Source organism: Blastococcus sp. TF02A-30, from assembly GCF_003319185.1.
In the GTDB taxonomy this organism is placed as follows: Bacteria; Actinomycetota; Actinomycetes; order Mycobacteriales; family Geodermatophilaceae; genus Blastococcus.
Genome location: NZ_QOHJ01000002.1, coordinates 333,640 through 358,463, shown reverse-complemented (window position 1 = coordinate 358,463; position 24,824 = coordinate 333,640). Strand labels below are relative to the sequence as shown.

The following is a 24,824-nucleotide window of genomic DNA, read 5'->3' as shown; positions in this document are numbered from 1 at the left end:
TCCGAGGTAGGCGGTGCGGTCAGGACGAGATCCCGAACATGCGGAGCATGAAGGGGACCAGCACGAACAGGGTCAGTCCGGTGACCAGCAGCGCCAGCGGACGCGACATCCGCTCGCTGACCTGGTTGGCCTCGGTACGGGCGTCGGACAGCTCGGCGTGCCGAAGCGTGCGGGCGCTGGCCAGCAGGGTGTTGTAGACCGAGGCGCCGTCGGCGGCCACTGCTGCGATGTCGGCAAGGTTCCGCAGCTCGGCGACCTGTAGCTCCTCGCCGAGGTCTCGCAGCTCCCCCCACGGTTTGCGGCCGGACAGCGCTGCGCGGCGGATGGCGCGGCGCATGCGGACGAACGGCATGCTGCCCGAGATCTCGGCGGCCTCCTCCAGTGCCTGCTCCACCGAGCCCCGCGCCCGACGTTCACCGGCCACCAAGGTGAGGAAGGACTCAAGGTTGCTCCTGAACTCCACCCGTGCCTTCTCCGCCGCCTCACGGGCCTCGGCCGAGGGCAGGAACCACCCGACGACGGCGATCCCCAGCCCGACCGCGGCGGGCAGCACGAAGGGCACCGGAAAGTCGAGCAGCACGAACACGAGGCCGAACAGCGACGGAGCGAGCAAGCCGGCGAGCGCCAAGGTCAGCTTGCGGGCCGCGAGCTGAGCGCGGGTCCAGCCGATGATCGCCAAGTCGGCGTCCGAGACGCCCAGATGCCCGTCCAACGCCCGCGCCACCGGCACCGGCAGCCAGTCCCACCGGTCTCGGGTGGACGTCGTCACCGCCGGCGCCGTTCGCACGGTCGGCTCGGCCGCCAACTGCTCCAGTGCGGCCACCAGTGACGGCGGCGCCGGACGCAGTGCACGGACCGCGAGGACGAGGCCGCCCGCGATGAGCATCCCGGCGAGGGTGGCCGTCTGCAGCCCGGTCACCGGTGCACCGGAGCCGGGTCCGGGTCGAAGAGCACCCGCGGGGGCTTGACCGGGTCGGACAGCCGGCGCATCCACCGCAGCGACGTCGCGAAGATCGCCACCACTGCCAGCAGGGCGATCTGCCCGAACGGCGTCGAGTAGCCCGACAGGAAGGTCCGGGCGAACAGCGTCATCCCGACCACCAGCACCAGGGTCACCACGACGATGGTGCGCATGTTCGACCGCGGCTTGGCGCGTTCGGCCTCCACCTCACGGACCATGCGGGAGCGGTCGTCGAGGTCGGCGGCCAGCGCGGTGAGCACTTCGGCGAGCCCCGGCCCGCCGTTGCGCTCCCGCAGGATGAGCACCATGGCGATCTTCTCGGCGGCCGGGTCGTCGATCTCGCGGGCGAACTGGCGCAGCGCCGTCTCGGTGCCCTGCGGCCCCATCCTGGTCACCAGGTTGGTGACCGCCGGTGCGATCGGCTCCGGCACCGAGTTCAGGGAGCGACGCAGTGCATCACGCGTCGACCCGGCGGCGCCGGAGCTGATGAGGTCGGCCAGCCGCCGCGTCCAGTCCGCCAGCGCCTCGGACGTGGTGATCAGCCGCTTGGCTTCCTTGCCGCCGCCGAGGACCTTCGGAATGAACACGACACCGCCGGCAGCGCCCAGCGCCGCGGCCGGCCAGCCAGTGACCAGCAGGACGAGCACGCCGACGGCCAGCGCACCGAGGAACAGCGGAGTGGCCCCCCGCCGCGAGGACGAGCGCACCGACGACGAGCGCTCCGGCAGGAAGGAGACGCCGCGCACCGCCCCGGCGACGCCGACCAGGCCGGCCGCGAGCAGCCACCCGGCCAGGGTCAGGAGCAGGCCACCGGCCGTCACGACGCACGCTCGCGGCGGTGAGGACCGGTGTGCCAATCCGAGGCGCCCGGGTGCAGCCAGTTCAGATCGAAGCCGGCCGCGGTCAGCCCCTCGGCCAGCGACTCGCTGAGCATCCCCGGCCCCGTGGCCTGGGCGCGCCGGTCCTCGGCGCGCGGCGCGAAGATCGGCTTGAGGTCCGGCCGACCGGAGTCGCCGATCGGGCCGAGTTCGTAGATGCCCGAGACGTACCGGGCGTAGTCGCGGTCGCGATGCACGTGCACGACTAGGTTCAGTGCGGCCAGCGAGCGCAGCACCAGCTCCGGGGACGGGGCCGGATGCGCCTTCAGCGCGTTGATCAGCACCTTGTCGAACACGCCGTCAGCCGACGGTGAGTGGATCGTGCACATGACCGACGAGATGCCGCTGGTCGCCGCCTCCAGCAGATAGGTGACGTAGGCACCGCGGACCTCCCCGACGAGCACCCAGGTGGGGGACGCGCGCAGCGCGAGGTGCAGCGCATCCCCCATGTCGAACCCGCCTCTGCCTTCGGCGTTGGGCAGCCGGGACTCGAACGGTCGGCACACCGCGTGCCGCCTGACCAGCTGCCGGCGCTCGGGATCCCACCGAGGCAGGTGCAGACCCAGCTCCCGCTCGTCCTCCACGGTGATGACCACGTTGTTCCACGGGATGGCGTTGCCCAGCGCGCGCAGCAGCGTTGTCTTGCCGACCCCCGGCGCTCCGCTGACCAGCGGAGATGCGCCGGCGAGGATCGCCGCATGCAGGAAGGCTCGCACCGGTGAGTCGACCATGTTCATCTCGTGCAGGTCGTCGAGGCTCGGATCACTGAACCGGTGCACCCGGATCACCCCGGCCGGGCGCGGCAGCACGTCCATGGCCGCCTGCAGCCGCGCGCCGAGCTCGGTCACGCCCTTCAGCCGCACGTTCAGGATGGGGCTGGCTGAGGAGAACTCGCGGCTGGTCTGACCGTCGTCCGACCGTGAACCGATCGACCGCAGCAGCTGCTCGAGCTCCTCGTCGCTAGAGGCGATCGCCGGCCCGGGCACGAGTTGGCCGCTGGCCATCCGCAGCATCGTCGGCTCGCAGCCCTCGAAGTGGATGTCCTCCACGTCGTCCCGGGCCATCAGGGGAGCCAGTCGCCCCAGCCCGTCCAGCTCGGCCAGCACGGCTGCGAAGATCCTGTCCTCGGTGGTCAATTCCGGTGCCGGACGGCCGCGATTGGCCTCGTGCAACAGCCACTGGTCGTACTCGTCGCGGATCAACTTCCGGGTCAGCTCGCGCCGCGGGCCCGGGGCGTAGTTCCTGTCCTCCACCGTCAACCGGGTCGACACCCGGTCACGTAGCTCCACCACGACGCGGTACTCGGTGCTGGTGAGCTCCCTGGTATCGGCTGGCGTGGCATCGACAGGCCCGCCCATTGCAGCCAGCGGCTCCGGCGCCGGCAGCGGCAGCCGCTCCCGCGTGGGCCGCGGGAGGTCGTGGGCGGCCGGAACTTCCAGCCGAGGCGATGCGGCGTCCTCGTTCCTCATCCGGCCACCACCTCGGCGACACGAGACGCCTCCGTCGAACTGGTCAACGTCTTGGCCAGGGACGACGCCGCGCGCAGCAGCGCCGACCGTTGCAGCGTCTTCGGACTGACGACCGCGCCGTCGGAGAGCGCCTGCGCTGCGGTCCGGTCGTAGGGCAACGTGCCCGCCAGCGGCAGGTCCAACGCCTTGGAGACTTCGCCGGCGGAGTACGGCCCGCTCCCGACCACGAGTGCCGTGACCTTCGCCAAATCGCCGAGCTCGTGTCGCAGTCGTTGTGTCGCATCCTGCGCCGCGTGCACCGACCGCACGCTGGGCCGCACCGCCAGCAGAACCCGGTCGGCGGCCCGCAGCACCGGCCAGCAGCCGCGCTCGGTCACCAGTCGTCCGGCGTCGACCAAGGCGTCCCGCCCGATCGACGCGCTCGACGTGTGCAGGGCCGAGGCCAGCCGCTCCCATGCGTCGGCGGTGAACGAGGTGCCCTGCGCGGCGGTCGTCACTCCTGGAACCAGCCACACCTGCGGCTGCTCGGGAAGCTGCACCGCATGCTGGGCGACCATCGTGGCGGCCTGTATCGCCGGGACACCCCGCCGGGCCGCCGTCGACCATGACAGGAGTCCCCGGTCGGCGCCGACCCGGCCGGCCAGTAGCCCCGGCGCCATGTCCCCGCCGGCCGGGTCACAGTCGGCGACCAGCAATGGCCCGGGCCACGCCAGGGCCAACGCCCAGGTCGAGGTGGTCACCCCGGGCGCGGCCTTTCCCGAGGTCACGACGGTGAGCATCAGGTCACCGCCCCGCCGGCAGCAGGATCAACGCCAGGTTGCCGGTCGAGGCGAGCTCGGCCACTCGCACGCCGTCGTTGGCGCTGACTCGCACGTCGATCACCGCCACCTGCGTGGCCTGGTTGAGCGGTCCGACCTCGGCAACCGTCGCGTCGATCTGCTGACCGCGGGGACCGTCTGAGTCGGCAGACGGCGTACCGCTGCCACCGGTCGAGCCGGTGCTGCCGGGGGTCGCCACGATCAGCACCTGCTGGCCAGGGTTCAGCCCACCGGCCGGGAACTGCCCTTCCTTCAATGGCAGGGCGACCAGCATCTCCCCCGCCGTGAATCCGCTGTCCGGGCCGACCTGGGCGCCGGTCAGCAGCTCGCCGCGGGTCAGCGGCACCTGGGCGACCATCCCGACGATCTGGGACCGCTGCGAGGCAGGGATCGGTGACAGGTTGGGATCCGACGTCACGTTCGCGACCGTCAAATCCTCCGCGGTGATCGTCGAGCCCACTTGCACGTCGCGGGCGACCGCCAGCACCTCGGTGCGCGCGGACAGCATCTGGCCGGCACTGAAGGCCAGCAGGCCACCGAGCAGCACGACCAGCACGCTCAGGACCAGCGACTTGCGGCTGGCACGTCTCCTCGCCGCCGCGGTACGCACCGGAGGAGCCGGCGGCAGCGCCGCCTCTGGCGCCGGAGCCGGAGAGCGCTCGGCCGCCGGCGACGCCATCCCGTTGACCCGCGTCGTCACCTGATCACCACCGACTGCACCTCCGCCACCGCGAACGTCTCGTTCGAGGTCGTCGTCAGATTCGGCAGCGTGCCGGTGGCACCCGTCGACGACGTCCAGGTGACCGACCACTGGATGCCGTACATCGCCGTCACCTGCCCATCGGGCTGGCGGATGGATGAGTGCGGGTACCGGTAGTCGCAGCCCGCCGGCGACGCGGCCCATACCCCGTCGCCGGGCTGCCACGCCGCACCAGGACCCGGGCACGACACCGTGGCAGCCCCATCGCCCGGCGTGAACGAAAGCGCCGTGGGTGTCACCGTCACCTGTGCCCATACGCCTCCGGCGTCGGCACGCGCGGTCAGTGCTCGGAACGATCCTGGATCGGTCCAGAACCAGGTGTAGGCGTTGACGACCGTGAACGGCTGCCCCTCCTGCAGGATGCCGGCTGGGTACCGGCCCGTCGTCGGTGACGGCACCGTCAGTGTGCTCAACGCCTGCTGCGCGAGCACCGCTGGATCAACCGCAGCTGGAGCCGCCGGCGGGGTGGCCGACCAGAAGGTGAAGCCGTTGGTACCGGGGAACGCCCCACCGCCGGTGTAGAAGAGGCAGCTGTAGATCGCGCCGCCCGTGCGGCCACCCCAGACAGGCGAGTCCTTCGGCGGCTGTTGGGCCAGCGCCTGCACGTAGCACTGCATGTCCTGTGACCACCAGGACTGGCCGTCCTGGCAGGGGATGACGGTGCCGGAGGGGCTCACAGAGCAGACAGCCGGCGACGTACCGCCTCCGGCGACGGGAGTCGTCGCGCCCGGTGGGGGCGCCATCCCCACGTCACCCTCGACCCTATCGACTTCGACCACGCAGATGCCGTGCGAGTCGTACTGCTGGCAGGTCGCCGGGTCAGCGACAGCAGTTGGCGAAGAGACCAGCAAGGCGCCGACGCCCAGCAGCGCACCCGCCAAGGCGAGGACTACTCGTCGCATGACTGCGCCTGCCTATTCGGTGCGTCGCTGATCCGCCACGACGACGTCTCCGGGTAATTCGTGTTCACGGCAGTGAGTTGCTGGATGAGGTACCTCGGACGACCGGGCGGCACGATGGACGTCCCGGAAGCATCGATCGCATCCACCTCGCCCACGTCGACGCAGGCGGTGACGACGACGGTCGGCAGCACGGGTGCCGGCGAAGCGGCGGGGCTGTTCGAGAGGTCGGTGCTGGCGGCCGACGCAGTCACCAGCTGCGACCGGCCGGTCTGCCGGTAGCCCTGGGAACGGAACTTGCCGATCGCCGTCGCCTGGGCAGTGGCTTCGGGAGCCACCGCGACCTCGTAGATCCCGTCGAGCGGGAGCGACGGGTCGAGGTACAGGTCGTCGATCGTCCGCAGGTAGTCCGGGACGAGCGCGATCGCCAGTGCCTGCGCTTCCTCGACGGGACCCGGAGTGGGCACTGAGGGGCTCGGCGTCTGGGAAGGCGCCGTCTTAGACGTCGGCGAACTCGACGAGCCGGGGTCGGACGACGACGAACAACCCGAGGCCGTCAGCGCCAGGAGCACCGCGGCTGCCCCCGCCACCGTCCGTATCACCGTCACGCCTGATCACCTCCCAGCACGTCACCGTCCGTCGACCGAGGTTGCCCTCCCGGCCGAGCGGCCGTGTGACCGCCGTCTCGTTCCCACCCTTTCGGGTGACAGGTTGTCCCTGAGTCCGTCACTCGTCCTCCGCGTCTGGGTGTATCTCGAGGTCCTGACACGCTCCCGTACCGGAAGCTGGGATGGCGCAGATATCCACAGGGCTACGCAGCGAAGGGCAATGACCCCTGGATTCGAGGGCGGCCGCCAGCGGATGAACGGCACGTGGATGGCGGCCTCGGTGGCGGCGGCGTTGATCGGCGCCGCAACCACCCCCTGGCTTACTTCTCGTGGGCTTGCGCAGCTCGCGCAGCTCGACGCTGCCCGTCCGGCCCTGGCGCTGGCCAGCGCCGTCGCCGGCGGTGGGGCAGGAGCCGCAGCGATCGCGACGTCTCACCGTGCGGAGACGTGGTGGCTCGTACCTGCCCTGATGGTCTGGGGATGTGCCCTGGTCGCCGCGGCCTCCTGCGATGCAGTCACGCAACGCATACCGACACCACTTGTCCGGCAAGCCGCCGTCGCCACCGGCGTGCTGCTGACCGCCGGTTCCGCCGCGCACGGCGACTGGCGTGGCCTGCTGCTCAGCGGTCTAGCTGCTGCGGCGGCGGGAGCGGTCCTACTGTTGTGCTGGCGGTTCGCGGGGACGGGATTCGGGGACGTCCGAATGGCGGCGCTCGGCGGGCTGGGCCTTGGACACGCCACGCACCAGGGGCTCTGGTTGGCGTTCGTCGCATTCACCGTGATTACCGTGACGCAGGCCGTCATCTCGTTGATGCGGAGCGGGGACCGTCAGACCACCTTCCCCTATGGCCCTGCTCTCGCAGTGGGCTTCCTGCTGGCAGCCACTCTCTGATCCTGGCGTCCATCCGACACCGTGGCGGTGGGTCCCCGAACATCTGTGGCACAGCAGCAAGGCGCGCACGGAACCGGAGCGCGCACTGCGGGCTGCGGGCTGCTTCACCCGGTTGACAGCGAAGCGGTCCTCGGCTGATCTCCGGCGGGGCCGACGCTCCTGCGCCCCGCCACCGCCTCACCGACCGGCTGGTACTGCGGGCCCGGGTCCTCCACCGCGCGGATGACGAACAACCCGTCGGGGCTGGTGAACGAAGCGACTGCCTCGCTGCCGCCGGCTGCGGCGACAGACTCCAGTTCCGCCTGATTGCTCAGCTGCACGTTCGGGGCCCAGAATGCCAGTCCCGGCACCTGATGCTCGTGGCCGTCGAGGGTGAGGGTGAAACCGCTGTCAGGCACGCCATAGAGCGCGCCCGGCGTCCTCGTCACCGCATCGAGGAAGGAACGCACCTGTCCCGGCCGGATGGCTAGATCCAGGCCTGGGTAGCGCAGCCGCGCCCGCTGACCGCTCAAAGCGCGCGCGAGCGTCAGCAGGTCATGGGCATCCTCGTCCGAGAGCGGCTCAGCTGGGATGGGGATTAGCGCGCCGAGGTGGTCCTGCACCACCTCGAGGGCAGCGACGAGCTCCAGCAGCCCGGCCAGCCCGTCAGGCATCTCCGCGCCGGCCAGGAACGAGGCGAGGCTGACCGGCCCTCGTCGCAGCCGCAACGTATCTCCGGCGGCGCAGGCGCCCAGCAGCCGGACGGCTGGCAGCGCGTCGTGCGGGAAACTGCCGGCCACGGGAGCCAGGTTCATCGTGAACCGCCCGTCCGCACGCTTGCCGTCGTCTTCAAACAGCAACTGCCCCTGCAGTAGTCCACTGGCGTCGGTGCCGGTTAACGTCGTGCCGTGGCTTCCCGACACCCGTTCGGTGAAGGTAAAGGGCAGCGACACCCCTTGCTGATCGTCCTGCCGCTCAAGGACAAGGGAGCAGTGCAGGGGCATTCCCGTGGCGTTCGGGATGCTTACCAGGCGCAGCTCGGCGACCTGCTGGGTCGGTTCACCGAGCAGCCGCTGGGTCGCCTCCGATGCGGCGGTGAGGCGAAGCTCGTCGATGAAGCGCCCGGGGATCTGGACGTCGCCACCCACCCGCAGCGTCTGGCGTAGACGCTCAAAGGTGGCCTGGGCTTCGGGATCATCTGCCGGGAAGGAGAATAGTGGCGTCAGCTGAACCGGGTCCTCGGCCGGCGCTTCGGGTCGTTGAGCGGTGAAAATGTTCGCCGGTCCCCAGGGGGTGTCCCCGGAACGCCACGTCCAGTACGGAGAGATAGTGGCGCCGAGCTCCAGCAGGTCGTCCATCCGCGCGACCAGGTCGGCGCCCGAAGTGAGCGCGGCGCGCTCCATGCCGTGCTGCTTCGCCCGGCGCAGCAGCTTGTACTGCGCTCCCTCGACGTAGCTGATCAGGTCCTCGCGACCGGCGATTCGTCCATCGAGCCAGTCCTGCCCGTACCACTCCAGCGCCACGTCGGGAAATTTGGCGCGGAGTCGGTCGAACCAGGCCAGCTCTGCCGGGCTGTGGTTGAGCGGGATAACCAGCACCCACCGACGCGGCTGGTGCAGTTCGATGGCCCGCTGGCAGGAGCTAGCAATCTGCCGCTTCTGGCCACTCGTCAGGCGCCGGGTGAAAGACTTGATCTCGAAGATGGTCAGCCCGTCAGGACCGTCTTGCCGGAGGTCTTGGGCGCCGTCACCGCCGCTGCCGTCGACGCTCGTGGCACCGCACACGTCGCGGACCAGGAGCTGCCCGACTCGCTCCACTTTTGCAGGATCTAGTCCTGCCCAGTCCAGCACGGCACCATTGTCTCGCCAGGCACCGACATTATGGCCGCTCGAAGCGGCACAAGGCGCTATGAAGTGCCTGGGGAAGCCGGTGATGGGCGGGTGAGGACCGCAAGATTTCGTCACAGGCATAGTGGGCGCGGCATCCTGGCGGCGTTCGCCCGACAACCTGCGGACTTTCGCTCACCGGCCACCTGCGTCTTTGCAGGCCAGCACACCGATTCCCGGGTCTACACCCCGAAGATGCCCGGCGAGCCGATGCGGGTGCAGCCCAGCCGCGCGAAGAAGCCCGCCGAATCCGAGGCCTGAGCCTCAGCCGCGCGGGAAACGGTGCGCGGCCAGCGCACCGGGCAGCGCGGTCGCCCGGACCACCTCCACGGCGGCGCGCAGGGCGGCGGCGGAGTCGGCCAGCCGGTCGGCCAGCACGAGGTCGAGGTCGGCGTCGTGCAGGTCGTCGACCGTGCGCAGCGCGACGAGGCCGTCCGCCGTGTCGAGGTGGAGGCGGGGCTGCGGCGCGACGAGGGGGTGCATCGGTTCTCCTGGGTGTTCCACGCCGGTCGATCCGGCACCGCAGACGGTGCGCCGCCTCCCGCACGGTCCGGTCCGCGTAGCCGCAGGAAATCCGCAAGACGCCGTCCGGAGGCCGATTCCTCCCCCCTGGGGGTGACGACCACCTGCTGACACGCCTCCCCCGCTGCACTCCGGGGCAACGCTGGTCGAGATCCGGAGGTCGGGTCCAGCGGGAGGGACGGTCGGGATGAAGCGCGCGCTCGTGGCGGTCGGCGTCGTGTACGTCGTCGTCGAGATGCTCGCGCGCCGGTTCGAGGCCAACGGCTGGACCGGGATCTCGACGCTGGACATCGCCGGTGCCGCGCTCGACGCCGCGCTCGTGGTCGTCCTCGGCCTCGGCGTGCTGCTGGCCGGCCGCCTGGGCATGGACCGCTGGGCCCGCTCGATGCGCCGCTGGCACCGTCGGCAGGCGCTGCAGGACAGCCCCCTCTGGGACGAGGCCGAGGTGATCGGCGTCCGCTCCTGGCGGCACGGGGGGCACGAGCTGCCCCGGACCCCGGTCGCACCGCCGCCGGCCGCACCCGCCCCGCCGCCGTCGGCCGGGTTCACCTACGTGGGCCCGACCTACGCCGCGGACGCCCCCCGCACCCCCGCCTACCGCGAGGAGCCGGGCCCGCTTCTCTGAGCCGCGCCGCCGTCCTCCCTGGTCCCGGGGCCGGTGGACCGGCTAGGGTTGGCGCGTCGGGAAGGCCCTGCGCTATGGCAGGACCCCGATGCACCACCTCAGCTAGGAGCGAGCAATGCCCGAAGGAACTGTCAAGTGGTTCAACGCGGAGAAGGGGTTCGGCTTCGCCACCCCTGACGGCGGCGGACCGGACGTGTTCGTCCACTACTCGGCCATCCAGACCAGCGGGTACCGCTCGCTCGACGAAGGCCAGCGGATCGCGTTCGACATCGAGCAGGGCCAGAAGGGCCCGCAGGCTGCGAACGTCACCCCGCTCTGATCACCTGATCAGCACAGCGCCCCCGCCCGGATCTCCGGGCGGGGGCGCTGTCGTTCGTGGCCCCGTTCAGCGGCTGCGCGGCACGTACCCGCCGATGAGCGCGGACATCAGCAGCGCCCCCGCGTCGGGGCCCACGGCCCGCGCCGCCTCCGAGAACGCCTGCCAGCGCTGCCGCTCGACGTCGGTCGGCGCGTTCGCCGCCCGCGCGGCCAGCTGCTCGAGCAGCCGCTCCCACTCCCCCTGCGGGGTCGGCCAGAGCCCGGCCAGCCGGCGGGCCTCCGCGGAGATCGCGGTGATCCGCACGATGTCACCGGCGTGGTTGGTCAGCGGCTCGATGTAGCCCGCCGCCGCCAGCGCCTTGGCCGCGGCGATGACCTCGGCCTTGGGGAGCCCGCTGCCCGGCACGACGGAGCCGAGCAGGTAGGGCGCACCGCCGTGCTTCGGCTCGTCCACCAACCGGGCGATCGCGCGCAGCACGGGCAGGTCGCGGACGAACCAGGTGTCGGGCAGGGGCCGGTCGACCGGCGAGGCAGGCGAGGTCACCCGCCCAGTCTCCCCGCACCTGCGCGCGGGGCGGTGCCCCGCCCCGGGGGCACGGGGGCGGGGCACCGTCGTCGTCACCGGCGCGGGAGGGTGAGCTCGGGCCGGACGGCGAGGATCACGCCCAGCGCGGTGTAGCCGACGAGCAGGTGGCCGGCGCTGACGAACGACGTGGCGTCCTCGCTCACCACGGCCATCGCCGGGAACATGACCAGCGCCCACGTCTCGGCGACCGCCGGCCACACCCGCGCGGCACCCCGCCACCGGCCGGCGATCGCGATCCGGATGCCGATCGCCGCCATGCCCAGCATGGACAGCGGCCAGAACAGGTCCAGCGCGAGCCAGAACGCGTCCTCGGACACGTCGGGAGCCACGATCCACTGGACGGACGAGGCGATCGCCAGACCCAGCATCACGTGCTCGGCGTGCAGGAAGCCGCGGGCCAGCCGGCCGGTGCCGGTCGCCCCGGTGCGCAGCTGCACCGAGACCAGCGCGACCAGGCCGAGCTGGAACAGCAGCGAGCTGACCTTGTACGCCCACGGGTACGTGTCGCTCGCCGGGTCGACGTCGGCGGTCAGCACCGAGCCGAGGGCCCAGGCGAAGGTCCCGGCAGCCACGGCCAGGCCGGCGGCCCGCACCGCCCGGATCGGGTCCGGTGCCGGCCGCGGCGGGTCGGCGAGCGCGGTGTCGGTGCGGGCGGACGGCGGGCTGGCGTTGATCGACATGGTTCCTCCGGAAGGGCGGTCCGGTGCGGGTTGCACCGTCGCAAGCACCGTCTCGGCCCGGCGTCCCGGGCAGCCAGGGCGCCCGCGCCCGACCTCGCCCGCGCGGTGTCCCGGGTGGATCGGGACGCCGCGCCCCTGTCCGCCGGGACACCGGTCCCGGCATGATCCGCGCGTGGAGGTCCGGGAGCCCGTCGCCGCCGCGCCGGCCGTCGCCCCGCCGGTGCGGGCCCGGTGGGACCGCGCCGTCCCGGCCCTGGGCTGGATCTCCATGGCGGTCACGCTCACCACGGTCGCCCTCACGGCGGTGCTCGACGGGATGACGCCCGAGGCTGCGCGGGTGGCCACCGAGTCGGGGCTGGGCTGGGAGATCGGGCTGTCCGGCGTGCTGCTCGCCGTCCCCGGTGCGCTGCTGCTCAGCCGTGCCCCGCGCAACGCAGTCTCCTGGGTGGTCGCGGGGACCGCGCTGTTCTGGGCGCTGGACGGGCTGGCGTCGTCCTGGCTGACCTACGCGGTGCAGAGCGACCCCGCGCTGCCCGGCGCCTCCACGGCGTTCTGGTTCGTCCAGCGCTTCGGCGCGTGGCTGCTGCTGGGGCTGCCGCTGCTGCTGCTCCTCTACCCCGACGGCCGGCTGCCCACGGGGCGCTGGCGCACGGTGTCGCTCGTGGCTCTGGGGTGCACCGCCCTGCTGCCCGTGCTGGTGGTGACCACGCCGGCGGACCTGCTCGACGAGCGCGCCGGGGCCACGATGCCGGAGCCCTACCGGGGGCTGAGCCTGGACGCGACCAGCCTGCCGCTGCCCGAGGCCGTGGTGATGCCCCTGCTGCGCCTGGCGTTCCCGCTCAGCGCGGTCGGGATCCTGCTGCCGCTGGCCGTCGTCGTCCACCGGCTGCGCGCCTCCTCCGGCGACGACCGCCGTCGGATGCGCTGGCTGCTCTGGGCCGGGGTCGTCGACGCGCTGGTCATGCTCGGCGCGCTGCTCTTCCCGTCGACCACGATCAGCCTCGACCTCGCGCTCGCCATCGGCCTCACCGGGCTGGCGGTCACCGTCGGCATCCTGCGGCCACGGGCGGTCGACATCGACCGGCTGCTCGGCGGCACCCTGGTGTACGGCGGGCTGGCCGTGGGCGTGGTCGTGCTGGACCTGGCGGTGCTGGCCGCGGCCGGCGCCCTCATGGGGAACCGGTTCGACGAGCGCAGCGCCCTGGTGGTCACCCTGCTGCTGGTGGCGGTCGTTCTCGTGCCGCTGCGCGCGGCGCTGTGGCGGGCGGTCCGCCGCTGGGTGCTCGGCCAGCGCGAGGACCCCTACCGGGTGGTGGCCGGGCTGGCGGAGCGGCTGGAGCGCACCGACGGCCCGGAGGAGCAGCTCATGGCGGTGGCCGGGTCCGTGGCCGAGGCCTTCCGCTCCCCCTACGTCGGGGTGGAGGTCGGCGCACCGGGCGGGCGGCAGCTGCTGGCCGAGCACGGCCGCCGCCCCGGCGCCGTCCAGTCGCTGCCCATCGCCTACCGGGGCGAGCACGTCGGCCGGCTGCTGCTGCCCCGCGACGGCGTCCGCGCGCACCTGGTCGCCCGGGACGAGCGGCTGCTCGCCGACGTCGTCCGGCAGGCGGCTGCAGCTGCCCGCACCACCTCCCTGGCCGCCGAGCTCCAGGCCAGCCGCGAGCAGCTGGTCACCGCCCGCGAGGAGGAGCGCCGCCGGCTGCGCCGGGACCTGCACGACGGGCTGGGCCCGAGCCTCGGCGCGGTGGTGCTGCGCATCGACACCGCCCGCAACCTGGCGGCGTCGCGGCCCGAGGAGGCCGACCGCATCCTGCGCATGGCCCGCGACGACGTGGCCGCCGCCCTGGCCGACGTCCGCCGCCTGGTGCACGACCTGCGCCCGCCGGCCCTGGACGACCTGGGGCTCACCGGCGCGATCCGGCAGCAGGCGGAGCGGCTGCTGCCGCCCGGGGTGGCGGTGCAGGTCACCGCAGCCGCCGACGTGGAGCCGCTGCCCGCCGCGGTGGAGGTCGCCGGCTACCGGATCGCCTCCGAGGCGCTGGCCAACGCCGCACGTCACGCGTCGGCACGGCGGGTCGCGGTGCGGCTCGACCGGGAGGACGGCGCGCTGGTGCTCACGGTGACCGACGACGGCGTCGGGATCGGCCCGGCCGTGCCCGCGGGCGTGGGACTGGTGTCGCTGCGGGAGCGGGCCGCCGAGCTGGGCGGCCGGTGCGTGGTGGAGTGCCCGCCGGACGGCGGCACGGTGGTGCGGGCGGAGCTGCCCGTGGACGGGGGACGGTATGGCTGAGCCGGAGGAACCGGTGCGCGTGGTGCTCGCCGACGACCACCCGGTCTACCGGGACGGGCTGGCGATGCTGCTGGGGTCGGTGCCCGGGATGACCGTGGTCGGGACGGCGGCGGACGGCGCCCGGGCGGTGGAGCTCGCCCGGGAGGCGCAGCCCGACGTCGTCGTCATGGACGTGCAGATGCCGGTGCTCGACGGCATCGAGGCCACCCGCCTGATCACCGCCGAGCAGCCGTCGGTCGGCGTCGTCGTCCTGACCATGAGCGAGGACGACGGCACCGTGTTCGCCGCCGTGCGCGCCGGGGCCCGCGGCTACCTGCTGAAGGGCGCCGACCAGGAGGAGGTGGTGCGCGCCATCACCACGGTCGCCTCCGGCGGTGCGGTCTTCGGCGCCGCGCTGGCCCGCCGGATCGCGGAGTTCTTCAGCGCCGCCCCCGCCGGGCCCCAGGCGGCGTTCCCGCAGCTCACCGCGCGGGAGCGGGAGGTGCTGGACCTGGTCGCCGCGGGGCGCTCGAACGCGCAGATCGCCGCGGCGCTGCACCTGTCGCCGAAGACGGTGCGGAACAACGTGTCGAACGTGCTGGCCAAGCTGCAGGTCACCGACCGGGCGCAGGCGATCGTCCGGGCGCGCGAGGCGGGGCTGGGCCGGTGACCTCCGGGAATGGTGATCCGGCCGGAGCCGTTCCTGGGGGCATGACGACCTCCTCCCAGACCCCCAAGGTGACCAAGACCGACGAGGAGTGGCGGGCGCAGCTGTCGCCGGAGGAGTACGCGGTGCTCCGCCAGGCGGGCACCGAGCGGGCGTGGACCGGCGAGTACGTCGACACCAAGACCGTCGGCGTCTACGAGTGCCGCGCCTGCGGCGCCGAGCTGTTCCGCTCGGAGACCAAGTTCGACTCGCACTGCGGCTGGCCGTCGTTCTACGAGGCCTCCGCCGGGGACAACGTGATCCTCCGCGAGGACCGCAGCTACGGGATGATCCGCACCGAGGTGCTGTGCGCCACCTGCCACAGCCACCTGGGCCACCTCTTCGACGACGCCCCGCAGACGCCCACCGGCGACCGCTACTGCATCAACAGCGTCTCCATCCGCCTCCAGCCGGCGGAGTAGGCGCCCCGTACGCCTGAGGGCGGCTACCGAACCATCGGTAGCCGCCCTCAGGCGTATCGGTGGGTCCGCTTTGCCGCGGCAAAGCGGATCCGCCTCACCGCGATGAAGCGGGTCAGGCCAGGTCGCGGACCAGCTCGGCGACGGGCTTGCGGACGCCCGTGTAGAACGGCACCTCCTCGCGCACGTGCCGCCGGGCCCGGCTCGCCCGCAGGTCGCGCATGAGGTCGACGATGCGGTGCAGCTCGTCGGCCTCGAAGGCGAGCATCCACTCGTAGTCGCCCAACGCGAAGGCGGCGACGGTGTTGGCCCGCACGTCGGGGTAGGGCCGGGCCTGCATGCCGTGCTCCTTGAGCATGTCCCGCCGCTCCTCGTCAGGCAGCAGGTACCACTCGTAGGACCGCACGAACGGGTAGACGCAGATGAACTGCCGCGGCTCCTCGTCGGCGAGGAACGCCGGGATGTGGCTGCGGTTGAACTCCGCCGGCCGGTGCAGCGCCATCTGCGACCACACCGGGTCGAGGTGGCGGCCCAGGGCGGTGCGGCGGAACCGGGTGTAGGCCTCCTGCAGCGCCTCGGCCGAGGAGGCGTGCCACCAGATCATGACGTCGGCGTCGGCCCGGAAGCCGGCGACGTCGTAGGTGCCGCGGACGACGACGTCCTTGCCGGCCAGCTCCTCGACCAGCGCGCTCAGCTCGTCGGCGACCGCAGGGCGCTGCTCGTCGGCGAGCGGGCGGGCCAGCTTGAACACCGACCACATCGTGTAGCGGATGAGGGCGTTGAGCTCGTTCGCCCGCTTGCCGATGCTGCGCTCGTCGGACTGCGTCCCGGTCTGCTCGCTCATGCCGCCATTCTCCCTCTCCCCGGATCCGACGCGGGCCACCCGGGGGGTCGCCCTCCTCACGCCGCGGCCCCGGTCCTCACCGGGTGGCGAGGACCGGGGCCGTGGATCAGGGCCGCGTCAGCCCGCGGCGCGCAGCGTCTCCGACCGGTCATCGGTCCGGGGACGCCGCGCGTCGCGGCAGTCGTCGCAGGCGGCCATCCACACGTGGTGGCGCAGGCACCGTGCCTGCCGGTCGGCCTGGGTGCGGACGCGGTCGCGGAGTCGGGAACTGGGCTCGTGCGTGTGGTGCGTGGTGCTCACTGGAGTGGCAACACCGACGGCTCGTACCCGATGCCCCGCAAGGCCGTAGCGTCCGACACGGGAGCCGCGGCACACTGCGCCCCGTGCCCGAGGACGAGGAGCGGCGGACCCCGACGGTCGTCGTGCTCGCCGCCGAGCACGGTGGCGCCTACCTGTGGAACCACACCTCCGGAGCGCGACCGGACGACGACTACGTCGTCGACCCGGCCCACCTGGGCGTCTCCCCCGACCTGATCGGCTGCCTCACCGCCTGGAACGGCGCCTTCGAGGAGCACGCCGCCCGCTGGGGCTGGGAGCCGCCACCGCTCGATCGCAGGGCCGACGACGAGGCCGAGTGGACGGCGTGGCGGCGGGAAGGCCTGCACCTGGCCTACGCGCTGCAGCACGAGCTCGACGCCCTGGGCCACGTCGTCGAGGTGCGCTACCGGGAGGACGGCGTGGACCGCGCGGTCGCCGACCGGCGCGGTCCCTAGCCGAGCAGCGCGTCGACGGCGTGGTGCGCGTCGCGGATGCAGGCCGGCACGCCGACGCCCCGGAACGCGGCTCCGGCGATGGCCAGACCCGGCACCGCGCTGACCGCGGCCCGGACGGCGTCGACCCGCGCCGGGTGGCCCACCAGGTACTGCGGCAGCCCGCCGCCCCAGCGCACGACCGCCGTCTGCACCGGCTCGGGCCGCGCCAGGCCGAGCAGGTCGGCGACGTCGGCGACCACGGCGGCGGCGAGGTCGTCGTCGGACCGCTGGAGCTCGGACTCGTCGCGGAACCGGCCGACCGACGAGCGCACCAACAGCACGTCGTCGCCCAGGTGCGGCCACTTCGACGAGGAGACGGTCACGCCCTTGACCAGCCGCCCGGTCACCGGGGGCACGAGCAGACCGGAGCCGGCGTCGACCTCCTGCGCCGGGAAGGCCATCGCGACGACCGCCATCGAGGCGTACGGGATCCCCTCGAGCGGCGCGACGGCGTCCGGGGCGACCTCGCGCAGCAGGCGGGCCGCCTTGGGCGCCGGCGCGGTGACGAGCACCGCGTCGGCGGTCAGCACCTCCGGGGCAGCCGCCGGGCCGGTGGACAGCTCGAAGCCCGTGGCGGTGCGCCGCAGCCCGTGCGCGGGGGTCCGCAGCCGCACCTCCGCGCGGGCCGCCTCGACCAGCGCGGCCGGCAGGGCGCCGATGCCGTCGGAGACGGTCACGAAGACCGGCCCGTCGGCGTCGCCGCGGCTGCGCGTCCCCGCGTCGCGGGCGGCCGCGGCCGCGCCCAGCACCGAGCGCTCCCGGCCCAGGTGCGCCGCCAGCTGCGGCATCGTCGCGGCCAGCGACAGCTCGTCGGCCCGGCCGGCGTACACGCCGCCCAGCAGCGGCTCGACCAGCCGGTCGACCACCTCGTCGCCCAGCCGCTCGCGCAGCAGGCCGCCGACGGCGACGTCGCCGTCCACCTGGAGCGGCGGCAGGTCGGCCTCGGCGCGGACCCGGGCGACGCCGTCGGCGGACAGGAACCCCTCCAGCCCGTCGGCCGAGGCCGGCACGCCCAGCACGGTGCCGGCCGGCAGCGCGTGCCGCCCGTCCGGCAGGACGACGGAGGCCTGCGTGGTCGCCGGCGCGACGAGCCGGTCGCCCAGCCCGAGGGCCTCGACCAGACCGACCGCCTCCGGCACCCGGGCGAGCATCGCCTCCGGTCCGGTGTCGTACCAGTGCCCGGCCAGCTCGATCCGGTGCAGCTTGCCGCCGATGCGGTCGCCGGCCTCGAGGACGACGATCTCGTCGTCCGGCCGGCGGCGGCGCCACTCGAAGGCGGCGGCCAGGCCGGTGATCCCGGCCCCGACGACGACCAGCCTGCTCATCGGGCGCTGAGCTCGTGCACCAGCTCGACGACGTGGGTGAGCACGTCGGGGTCGGTGTCGGGCAGCACCCCGTGACCGAGGTTGAAGATGTGCCCGCGGGCGGCCCGGCCCTGCTCGACGACCCGGCGCACCTCCCGGTCCACGGTGGCCCGGTCGGCCAGGAGGACGGCGGGGTCGAGGTTGCCCTGCAGCGAGTAGCCGGGGCCGACCCGGCGGGCGGCCTCGTCCAGCGGCACCCGCCAGTCGACGCCGACCACGTCGGCGCCGGCCTGGCCGATCAGCGGCAGCAGCTCACCGGTGCCGACGCCGAAGTGGATGCGCGGGACGTCGCGGTCGCCCAGCCCGTCGAAGACCGCGCGTGAGTGCGGCAGCACCCGCTCGGCGTAGTCGGCGGCCGAGAGCACGCCGGCCCAGGAGTCGAACAGCTGCACCGCGGAGGCGCCGGCGTCGACCTGGGTGCGCAGGAACACCGACGAGGAGACCGCGAGCCGTTCCAGCAGCCGGGTCCACGCCTGCGGCTCGGCGTGCATGAAGGCCTTGGTGCGGGCGTGCTCCTTGGAGGGCCCGCCCTCGATCAGGTACGTGGCGAGGGTGAACGGCGCTCCGGCGAACCCGATCAGCGGGGTGCCGCCGAGCTCGGCGACCAGCCGCCCGACCGACGTCCGGATGAAACCGAGGGCGTCGGGGTCGAGCTCCGGCAGGGCGTCGACGTCGGCGACGCTGCGCACCGGGTTCGCGATCACCGGGCCGATGCCCGGCTTGATCTCGATGTCGACGCCCGCGACGACCAGCGGCAGCACGATGTCGGAGAAGAAGATCGCCGCGTCCACCCCGTGCCGGCGCACCGGCTGCAGGGTGATCTCGGTGATCAGGTCGGGGTCCTGGCAGGCCTCGAGCATCTTCGTGCCGGCCCGCAGCTCCCGGTACTCCGGCAGGGACCGGCCGGCCTGCCGCATGAACCAGACCGGGGTGCGGGAGACGGGGAGGCCCCGGGCGGCGCGGACGAGGTCGGACGCGGCCGGGTTCGGGGCGGGTGCGGAGCTCACGGGAGCCGATCCTCCCAGACGGCGCGTCGCCGCCCGCGCGGCGCGTGTCGCGCGGTAACGGCCCCGGTCGCGGCGCGTCGGGCGCGATGTGCCGGTCGGCGACCTACCCTGCGCTCGTGGAGCCGCACAGCCTGGCCGGCGCCGGGGAGCGAGGCAGCGACGCGCAGGGGCAGGACGTCCCCGCGCCGTTCCGCGCCGCCCTGGAGGCCCTGGCCGGCGTGCGGGCGCGTCCCGAGATCGAGCTGGAGCCCATCCCGGCCCCGCAGCGGCTGGCCCCGTTCGCCCACGCGCTGGCCGCGCACGTGACCGAGCTCGACGGCGACGAGGAGGTCGAGGTCGCCAGCGCGCGGTTCATCGTGCTGCACGACCCCGAGGGCCACGACGCCTGGCACGGCACCACCCGCTGCGTGGGCTACCTGTCGGCCTCCACCGACGAGGAGCTCGTCGACGACGCGATGTTCTCCGAGGTGGCGTGGAGCTGGCTCACCGACGCCCTCGACGAGGCCGGGGCCGACCACTCCGCCGTCGGCGGAACGGTGACCCGCACGGCCTCGACCCGCTTCGGTGAGCTGGCGAGCCCAGAGCACTCGGTGGACGTGGAGATCCGCGCCTCCTGGACCGCCGGCGACACCGCGCTCGACCGGCACCTGCTCGCCTGGCTGGAGGTGCTCGGCAACGCGGCCGGGCTGCCGCCCCCCGGAGTGCGCCTGCTGGGGGCGGGCGGGGAAGGTCGCTGACCGGTCCGGCGGCGGCACTCTCTACCATCGTCCCCGGCAGACGGGCCCCGCCCGCTGAGCCGGAGACCTCCCTCCCCTGCTCCCGCGGCGTGCCCGCGCGCCAGACGGCCAGGGCACCAGCCCGGCGACGACGACCGGCGAGAAGGTGGACGGCAACTGAGCACCGAGCCCACTCCCCAGCCGGCGACCGGTGACGCGCCTGCGGAGAGCACCGCGATCCCCCTGCTGGCGCCCCGCGACGGGTTGCCCCCGGTGATCGAGACCTCCACCCAGCTGGTGGAGTACGCCGCCGCCCTCCGCGAGGGCACCGGCCCGGTCGCCGTCGACGCCGAGCGCGCGTCGGGCTACCGCTACGGCCAGAAGGCCTACCTGGTCCAGCTGCGCCGCAACGGCTCGGGCACCGGTCTGGTCGACCCGGTGCCGCTGCCCGACGTCTCGGTCATCCAGGACGCGATCGGCGACGCCGAGTGGGTGCTGCACGCGGCGAACCAGGACCTCCCCTGCCTGGCCGAGATCGGGCTGGTCCCCCGGCGCATCTTCGACACCGAGCTCGCCGCCCGCCTGGCCGGGCTGCCCCGGGTCGGGTTGGGCGCCGTCGTGGAGTCGCTGCTGGGCTACTCGCTGCAGAAGGGGCACTCCGCCGCCGACTGGAGCACCCGCCCGCTGCCGGAGGAGTGGCTCGTCTACGCCGCGCTCGACGTCGAGGTGCTGGTCGACCTGCGCGACGCGCTGGCCGCCGTGCTCGAGGAGCAGGGCAAGACGGAGTGGGCCCGCCAGGAGTTCGAGGCGATCCTGGCCGCCGGCCCGCCGGCCCCGAAGGCGGACCCCTGGCGGCGCACCTCGGGCATGCACGGCCTGAAGAGCCGGCGCCAGCTGGGCATGCTGCGCGCGATCTGGGAGGCCCGCGACGAGCTGGCCCGCAAGCGCGACATCGCGCCCGGCCGGGTGCTGCCCGACTCCGCCATGGTGTCGGCCGTGCAGGCCGACCCCAAGAACGAGGGCGCGCTCCTGGAGCTACCGGTGTTCCGCGGTCGGGCCAACCGCCGGCTCGTGGCCCACTGGTTCAACGCCCTGGCCCGCGGCAAGGCGCTGCCCGAGAACCAGCTGCCGCTGCACAGCAAGCCCGGCGACGGCCCGCCCCAGCCGAACCGCTGGGCCGACCGCGACCCGGCCGCGGCCACCCGGCTGCAGGTGGCGCGCACCGGGCTGGCCGAGCTGAAGGAGAAGCACGGCGGGATCCCCGTGGAGAACATCCTCTCCCCCGACCTCGTGCGCCGGCTGATGTGGGCGCCGCCCGAGCCGCGGGACCGCGCCGCGATCGAGGCCGCGCTGCGCGCCGGGGGCGCCCGCGAGTGGCAGGTCGAGCTCACCGCCGACCTCCTGACCGACGCCGCCAACCGGGCCTGACCGACCCGTTCCCCGGCTCCGGCGGACCCGCTACCCGGACGACGACGGGGCGCCGTCCGCAGTTCGCGGACGACGCCCCGTCGGTGCAGTTCCCGCCGCCCGCCGGGTGTGGTCACGGCGGGCGGCGGGTGCCTATCTCGGCGCCGCCGCCGCCCGCCGCCGGGCGAGCGCGTCGACCGTCGCCGCGAGCAGCAGAACCCCACCGGTGATGATGAAGTTCAGGTACGCCGACACCTGCAGCAGCCCCAGGCCGTTGGCGATGATCGCGATCACCAGACCACCCAGGACGGCGTCCCGGACCCGGCCCCGGCCGCCGAAGAGGCTGGTGCCACCGATGACCGCCGCACCCACGGCGTAGAGCAGCGTGTTGCCGCCACCGGAGCCCGGCGTGACCGACGACAGGCGCGCCGCGGCGACCAGACCGCTGACCGCGGCCATCGTCGAGGACAGCCCGAACACCAGGATCCGGATCCGGGTGACGTTGATGCCGGCGCGACGAGCCGCCTCGGAGTTGCCCCCGACGGCGTACACGTGCCGGCCGAACGTCGTCCGCCCGGCCACGAACGTCAGCACCAGGAGCAGCACGACCACCACCGGGATGGCGTACGGGATGCCCTTGAGCTCCACCGCCGCCGACAGCGCCCGGTCGGCGCTGAGGATGGCGGTGATGACGACCGTGACGACGGCGATGACCGCGATGCGGGCGATCACGATGCCCAGCGGCGCGCTGGCCAGCCCGCGGGCGCGCTGCACGCGCCAGCGGTTGAGCTGCAGCGCGGCGTAGAGCAGCACCACGACGGCGGCCAGGATCCAGCCGCCCGTCACCGGCACGTACTCGTTGGTCAGCCCGCGGATGACCGGCTCGCGGATCGGCACGGTGCCGCCCTGGCCGATGATCCGCAGCGTCACGCCCTGCAGGCCGAGGAACAGCGCCAGGGTCACGACGAACGACGGGATGCCGATGAGGCCGACGAGGGTGCCGGTCACCAGGCCGATCACCAGACCGGTGATCAGCGCGGCGAGGATCGCCACCCACCACGAGACGCCCTGCTCGGCCAGCAGCTGGGCGCTGACCGCGGCGCACACGCCGCTGACCACACCGGCGGAGAGGTCGATGTCGCCCAGCAGCAGGACGAAGACCAGGCCCATCGCCAGCAGGGTGATGGGCGCCGCCTGCACCAGCAGGTTGGTGAGGTTCAGCGGCGTCAGGAACGTCTCCGGCCGCAGCGCGTAGAACAGCACCGTCAGGACGACGATGCCGAGCACGGCCGGCAGGGCGCCGAGGTCGCCGCCCCGGATCTTGTCGACGTAGCCGCGGACGGCGGCGCCGACGCTGTCGGGGCCCTTGTCTGCCTCGAACCCGCTGGGTGCGCCGCCGGGCTCGACGGTGCTCGCGGACACGGTGTTGCTGGTCATCAGGCTCCCACCTCGGCCACTGCTGCGGGCTCGATGCCCAGGTCCCCCGACCGTCCGGTGGTGATGAGCTCGACGACCCGGGTGCGGTCCACCTCGGAGATGGGCACGTCGGCCGCCATCCGCCCGAGGTACAGCGCCGCGATGCGGTCGGAGACCTCGAAGACGTCCACCATGTTGTGCGAGATGAAGACGACGGCGTGGCCGGTGTCGGCCAGCCGCCGGACCAGGTCGAGCACCTGGCGGGTCTGCGCGACGCCGAGGGCCGCCGTCGGCTCGTCGAGGATGACGACCTTCGACTCCCACAGCACGGCCTTGGCGATCGCCACGGTCTGCCGCTGGCCGCCGGAGAGGCTGGAGACCAGCTGCCGCACCGACTTCAGCGTGCGGACCGACAGCTTGGCCAGGGTGTCGCGGGCGGCCTGCTCCATCGACGCCTCGTCGAGCAGGATGCCCTTGGTGCGCTCACGGCCCAGGAACATGTTCTGGACGACGTCGAGGTTGTCGGCCAGCGCGAGGTCCTGGTACACGACCTCGATGCCGAGGGCCGCGGAGTCCCGCGGCCCGGTGACGGTCACCGGCTTGCCCTCGAAGAGGAGCTGACCCCCGTCGATCGGGTGGATGCCGGCGATGGACTTGATGAGCGTGCTCTTCCCGGCGCCGTTGTCACCGACGAGCGCGGTGACCTGGCCGGGGTAGACCTTCAGGTCCACTCCGTGGAGGACCTGGATGGCGCCGAAGTGCTTGTCGACGCCGCGGAGCTCGAGGATGGGTGTCCCGTCCTGCGGCTGCGGAACGCTCATGATCGTTCCTTCCTTCGGACATGCCCTCGGGGCGCCCTCCCCGTGCGGGGAGGGCGCCCCGAGGATGCGGGACTTACTGGATGCCGAGCTCGGTGCAGGCGGCGGCGTACTCGCCGGTGCACAGGTCCTCAGCGGCGACCTGACCGTCGTCGGTCACGTCCTTGACGTTCTCGCGGGTGATCGAGATCGGGTCGAGCAGGACCGACGGGACCTGGCGGTCGCCCTCGGTGTCCTCGACCTCACCGTTGATGATCGACGGGTCCTCCTCGCCGTTGATCAGCGCGATGGCCAGCTCGGCCAGGGCGTTGGCCTCCTGCGAGGCCGGCTTGAAGACGGTCATGCACTGACGGCCGGCGAGGATGTTCTGCAGGCCCTCGAGCGAGGCGTCCTGGCCGGTGACCGGCACGGTCTGGTTGTTGCGCGCCAGCGTCTGGATGGCGGCGTTGGCCAGCGTGTCGTTGGCGGCGTAGACGCCCTGGATGTTCCCGCTGGTCTGCGTGTACATCTGCTCGAAGATCGTCGTGGCCTCGACCGGGTCCCAGCCGGGGACGGCCTGCTCGGCGACGTTCGTGTAGGTGTCGATCGCGTCGAGGACCTCGTGCGCACCCGAGGAGAACAGGGTGGCGTTGCTGTCGTCGGGCGAGCCGTTGAGGAACGCGATGTTGGCCTGGACGTCGCCGAGGCAGTCCGCGAGGCCCTGGCCCTGCAGGCGGCCGACCTGCGCGTTGTCGAACGACACGTAGTACTCGGCCGAGCCGCCCAGGGTGAGGCGGTCGTAGTCGATGGTGGCGACGCCCTGCTCGGCGGCGCGCTCCTGGATCTGGGCCCCGGAGGCGTTGTCCAGGTTCACGATCGCCAGGACGGTGACGCCCGAGGTGATCATCTGGTCGGCGATGGTCGCCATGCGCTGGGCGTCGCCCTGCGCGTTGTCGATCTCGTACTCGATGCCGGCCTCCTCGAAGGCCTGCTCGAGGAGCGGCCGGTCGAAGGACTCCCAGCGGGGGGAGGACTCGGTGTCGGGGAGGATGACGCCGATCTTGCCCTCGGCCTCGCCGCCGCCACCACCGCCGCCGCCGTTGTCGCCGCCGTCGTCGCTGCCGCACGCAGCGAGGCCGAAGACGAGGGAGGCTGCGAGAGCCGTCATCAGGGTGCGCCGTCGCGCCAT

General features: G+C 73.2%; 26 protein-coding genes. 9 read left to right on the top strand and 17 right to left on the bottom strand.

All coding sequences use genetic code 11. From position 1 onward, the window contains the following. Positions 1-19: 19 nt before the first annotated feature. The 7 genes from DQ241_RS06055 to DQ241_RS06025 are packed head-to-tail and all read right to left on the bottom strand — an operon-like array spanning position 20 to position 6,393. Positions 20-919, bottom strand: coding sequence for a type II secretion system F family protein (locus DQ241_RS06055; protein ID WP_113829260.1), 900 nt, complete (start codon positions 917-919; stop codon positions 20-22). Further along, a complete protein-coding gene (locus DQ241_RS06050; RefSeq protein ID WP_113829259.1) occupies positions 916-1,782 on the bottom strand; it encodes a type II secretion system F family protein in 867 nt (288 codons plus the stop codon). The genes DQ241_RS06055 and DQ241_RS06050 overlap by 4 nt, the downstream gene beginning before the upstream one ends. Then, positions 1,779-3,308 carry a CpaF family protein gene (locus DQ241_RS06045; protein WP_113829258.1) on the bottom strand — a complete coding sequence of 510 codons (1,530 nt, stop codon included), beginning with the start codon at positions 3,306-3,308 and terminating at the stop codon, positions 1,779-1,781. The genes DQ241_RS06050 and DQ241_RS06045 overlap by 4 nt, the downstream gene beginning before the upstream one ends. Beyond that, the gene (locus DQ241_RS06040) at positions 3,305-4,087 is read right to left on the bottom strand and encodes a hypothetical protein (protein WP_113829257.1); all 783 of its coding nucleotides are present in this window, start codon (positions 4,085-4,087) and stop codon (positions 3,305-3,307) included. The genes DQ241_RS06045 and DQ241_RS06040 overlap by 4 nt, the downstream gene beginning before the upstream one ends. A 4-nt stretch (positions 4,088-4,091) precedes the next feature. Further along, complete coding sequence (locus tag DQ241_RS06035) at positions 4,092-4,826, bottom strand: SAF domain-containing protein (RefSeq protein WP_113829256.1); 735 nt, start codon at positions 4,824-4,826, stop codon at positions 4,092-4,094. Further along, entirely contained in the window at positions 4,823-5,788 is a 966-nt protein-coding gene (locus DQ241_RS06030; protein ID WP_113829255.1) for a hypothetical protein, read from the bottom strand. Before DQ241_RS06030 ends, DQ241_RS06035 begins: the two co-directional genes overlap by 4 nt. Next, a complete protein-coding gene (locus DQ241_RS06025) occupies positions 5,776-6,393 on the bottom strand; it encodes a hypothetical protein (protein ID WP_233492237.1) in 618 nt (205 codons plus the stop codon). The genes DQ241_RS06030 and DQ241_RS06025 overlap by 13 nt, the downstream gene beginning before the upstream one ends. Before the next feature lie 220 nt (positions 6,394-6,613). Here DQ241_RS06025 and DQ241_RS06020 point away from each other — a divergent pair, with 220 nt between their 5' ends. Continuing rightward, a complete protein-coding gene (locus DQ241_RS06020) occupies positions 6,614-7,285 on the top strand; it encodes a peptidase (RefSeq protein ID WP_097195622.1) in 672 nt (223 codons plus the stop codon). A 104-nt stretch (positions 7,286-7,389) separates the two neighbouring features. Here the strand turns inward: DQ241_RS06020 and DQ241_RS06015 are convergent, their stop codons facing one another. Both DQ241_RS06015 and DQ241_RS06005 read right to left on the bottom strand, forming a co-directional pair. Then, positions 7,390-9,081 (bottom strand): hypothetical protein, encoded by a 1,692-nt coding sequence (locus tag DQ241_RS06015; protein ID WP_113829254.1) that lies wholly within the window; start codon positions 9,079-9,081, stop codon positions 7,390-7,392. A 333-nt stretch (positions 9,082-9,414) separates the two neighbouring features. Next, positions 9,415-9,633: a hypothetical protein gene (locus DQ241_RS06005; protein WP_113829252.1), complete on the bottom strand. Its 219-nt coding sequence runs from the start codon at positions 9,631-9,633 to the stop codon at positions 9,415-9,417. A 226-nt stretch (positions 9,634-9,859) separates the two neighbouring features. Between DQ241_RS06005 and DQ241_RS06000 the strand changes: the two genes are divergently transcribed. Both DQ241_RS06000 and DQ241_RS05995 read left to right on the top strand, forming a co-directional pair. After that, the gene (locus DQ241_RS06000) at positions 9,860-10,297 is read left to right on the top strand and encodes a hypothetical protein (RefSeq protein ID WP_113829251.1); all 438 of its coding nucleotides are present in this window, start codon (positions 9,860-9,862) and stop codon (positions 10,295-10,297) included. A gap of 115 nt (positions 10,298-10,412) precedes the next feature. Further along, positions 10,413-10,616: a cold-shock protein gene (locus DQ241_RS05995; RefSeq protein WP_040339721.1), complete on the top strand. Its 204-nt coding sequence runs from the start codon at positions 10,413-10,415 to the stop codon at positions 10,614-10,616. A 66-nt stretch (positions 10,617-10,682) separates the two neighbouring features. Here DQ241_RS05995 and DQ241_RS05990 read toward each other — a convergent pair whose 3' ends face one another. Both DQ241_RS05990 and DQ241_RS05985 read right to left on the bottom strand, forming a co-directional pair. After that, positions 10,683-11,159 (bottom strand): hypothetical protein, encoded by a 477-nt coding sequence (locus DQ241_RS05990; RefSeq protein ID WP_113829250.1) that lies wholly within the window; start codon positions 11,157-11,159, stop codon positions 10,683-10,685. Between the two features lie 74 nt (positions 11,160-11,233). Continuing rightward, positions 11,234-11,881 (bottom strand): hypothetical protein, encoded by a 648-nt coding sequence (locus DQ241_RS05985; RefSeq protein WP_113829249.1) that lies wholly within the window; start codon positions 11,879-11,881, stop codon positions 11,234-11,236. Between the two features lie 172 nt (positions 11,882-12,053). Here DQ241_RS05985 and DQ241_RS05980 point away from each other — a divergent pair, with 172 nt between their 5' ends. Genes DQ241_RS05980 through msrB form a run of 3 tightly spaced genes read left to right on the top strand, consistent with a single transcriptional unit; the run spans position 12,054 to position 15,275 of the window. Then, on the top strand, positions 12,054-14,168 hold the full coding sequence (locus DQ241_RS05980; protein WP_158545884.1) for a sensor histidine kinase: 2,115 nt from the start codon (positions 12,054-12,056) through the stop codon (positions 14,166-14,168). Then, positions 14,161-14,817 (top strand): response regulator transcription factor, encoded by a 657-nt coding sequence (locus DQ241_RS05975; protein WP_113829247.1) that lies wholly within the window; start codon positions 14,161-14,163, stop codon positions 14,815-14,817. The genes DQ241_RS05980 and DQ241_RS05975 overlap by 8 nt, the downstream gene beginning before the upstream one ends. Before the next feature lie 41 nt (positions 14,818-14,858). Further along, positions 14,859-15,275 carry a peptide-methionine (R)-S-oxide reductase MsrB gene (gene msrB, locus DQ241_RS05970; RefSeq protein WP_113829246.1) on the top strand — a complete coding sequence of 139 codons (417 nt, stop codon included), beginning with the start codon at positions 14,859-14,861 and terminating at the stop codon, positions 15,273-15,275. 112 nt (positions 15,276-15,387) lie between these two features. On the opposite strand, the gene hemQ is transcribed toward msrB, so the two are convergent. Beyond that, a complete protein-coding gene (hemQ, locus tag DQ241_RS05965) occupies positions 15,388-16,116 on the bottom strand; it encodes a hydrogen peroxide-dependent heme synthase (protein WP_113829245.1) in 729 nt (242 codons plus the stop codon). Positions 16,117-16,499: 383 nt separating this feature from the next. Here hemQ and DQ241_RS05955 point away from each other — a divergent pair, with 383 nt between their 5' ends. Continuing rightward, complete coding sequence (locus DQ241_RS05955; RefSeq protein ID WP_113829243.1) at positions 16,500-16,889, top strand: hypothetical protein; 390 nt, start codon at positions 16,500-16,502, stop codon at positions 16,887-16,889. Here DQ241_RS05955 and hemG read toward each other — a convergent pair. After that, complete coding sequence (hemG, locus tag DQ241_RS05950) at positions 16,886-18,253, bottom strand: protoporphyrinogen oxidase (protein ID WP_113829242.1); 1,368 nt, start codon at positions 18,251-18,253, stop codon at positions 16,886-16,888. The two genes, DQ241_RS05955 and hemG, sit on opposite strands and share 4 nt — an antisense overlap. After that, positions 18,250-19,299, bottom strand: a complete 1,050-nt coding sequence (gene hemE, locus DQ241_RS05945) for a uroporphyrinogen decarboxylase (RefSeq protein ID WP_199584121.1) — start codon at positions 19,297-19,299, stop codon at positions 18,250-18,252. The genes hemG and hemE overlap by 4 nt, the downstream gene beginning before the upstream one ends. A 116-nt stretch (positions 19,300-19,415) precedes the next feature. Here hemE and DQ241_RS05940 point away from each other — a divergent pair, with 116 nt between their 5' ends. Both DQ241_RS05940 and DQ241_RS05935 read left to right on the top strand, forming a co-directional pair. Further along, on the top strand, positions 19,416-20,036 hold the full coding sequence (locus tag DQ241_RS05940) for a DUF3000 domain-containing protein (RefSeq protein ID WP_199584120.1): 621 nt from the start codon (positions 19,416-19,418) through the stop codon (positions 20,034-20,036). A gap of 252 nt (positions 20,037-20,288) precedes the next feature. Beyond that, positions 20,289-21,443: a ribonuclease D gene (locus DQ241_RS05935; protein WP_233492236.1), complete on the top strand. Its 1,155-nt coding sequence runs from the start codon at positions 20,289-20,291 to the stop codon at positions 21,441-21,443. Positions 21,444-21,575: 132 nt separating this feature from the next. On the opposite strand, the gene DQ241_RS05930 is transcribed toward DQ241_RS05935, so the two are convergent. The 3 genes from DQ241_RS05930 to DQ241_RS05920 form a co-directional block, all read right to left on the bottom strand. Then, positions 21,576-22,859: a sugar ABC transporter permease gene (locus DQ241_RS05930; RefSeq protein WP_113829238.1), complete on the bottom strand. Its 1,284-nt coding sequence runs from the start codon at positions 22,857-22,859 to the stop codon at positions 21,576-21,578. Beyond that, entirely contained in the window at positions 22,859-23,659 is an 801-nt protein-coding gene (locus DQ241_RS05925) for an ATP-binding cassette domain-containing protein (protein ID WP_113829237.1), read from the bottom strand. The genes DQ241_RS05930 and DQ241_RS05925 overlap by 1 nt, the downstream gene beginning before the upstream one ends. A gap of 73 nt (positions 23,660-23,732) precedes the next feature. Then, positions 23,733-24,803 (bottom strand): sugar ABC transporter substrate-binding protein, encoded by a 1,071-nt coding sequence (locus DQ241_RS05920; protein WP_233492235.1) that lies wholly within the window; start codon positions 24,801-24,803, stop codon positions 23,733-23,735. Positions 24,804-24,824 lie beyond the last annotated feature (21 nt).

Bases quoted from the DNA above. Each gene is read 5' to 3' on its own strand.
- DQ241_RS06000 (WP_113829251.1), top strand. From the start codon at position 9,860: ATGAAGCGCGCGCTCGTGGCGGTCGGCGTCGTGTACGTCGTCGTCGAG.
- hemG (WP_113829242.1), bottom strand. From the start codon at position 18,253: ATGAGCAGGCTGGTCGTCGTCGGGGCCGGGATCACCGGCCTGGCCGCC.
- DQ241_RS05985 (WP_113829249.1), bottom strand. From the start codon at position 11,881: ATGTCGATCAACGCCAGCCCGCCGTCCGCCCGCACCGACACCGCGCTC.
- msrB (WP_113829246.1), top strand. From the start codon at position 14,859: ATGACGACCTCCTCCCAGACCCCCAAGGTGACCAAGACCGACGAGGAG.
- DQ241_RS05930 (WP_113829238.1), bottom strand. From the start codon at position 22,859: ATGACCAGCAACACCGTGTCCGCGAGCACCGTCGAGCCCGGCGGCGCA.
- DQ241_RS05995 (WP_040339721.1), top strand. From the start codon at position 10,413: ATGCCCGAAGGAACTGTCAAGTGGTTCAACGCGGAGAAGGGGTTCGGC.
- DQ241_RS05925 (WP_113829237.1), bottom strand. From the start codon at position 23,659: ATGAGCGTTCCGCAGCCGCAGGACGGGACACCCATCCTCGAGCTCCGC.
- DQ241_RS05975 (WP_113829247.1), top strand. From the start codon at position 14,161: ATGGCTGAGCCGGAGGAACCGGTGCGCGTGGTGCTCGCCGACGACCAC.
- DQ241_RS06030 (WP_113829255.1), bottom strand. From the start codon at position 5,788: ATGCGACGAGTAGTCCTCGCCTTGGCGGGTGCGCTGCTGGGCGTCGGC.
- DQ241_RS06040 (WP_113829257.1), bottom strand. From the start codon at position 4,087: ATGCTCACCGTCGTGACCTCGGGAAAGGCCGCGCCCGGGGTGACCACC.
- DQ241_RS06005 (WP_113829252.1), bottom strand. From the start codon at position 9,633: ATGCACCCCCTCGTCGCGCCGCAGCCCCGCCTCCACCTCGACACGGCG.
- DQ241_RS06045 (WP_113829258.1), bottom strand. From the start codon at position 3,308: ATGAGGAACGAGGACGCCGCATCGCCTCGGCTGGAAGTTCCGGCCGCC.
- DQ241_RS06020 (WP_097195622.1), top strand. From the start codon at position 6,614: ATGACCCCTGGATTCGAGGGCGGCCGCCAGCGGATGAACGGCACGTGG.
- hemQ (WP_113829245.1), bottom strand. From the start codon at position 16,116: ATGAGCGAGCAGACCGGGACGCAGTCCGACGAGCGCAGCATCGGCAAG.
- DQ241_RS05920 (WP_233492235.1), bottom strand. From the start codon at position 24,803: ATGACGGCTCTCGCAGCCTCCCTCGTCTTCGGCCTCGCTGCGTGCGGC.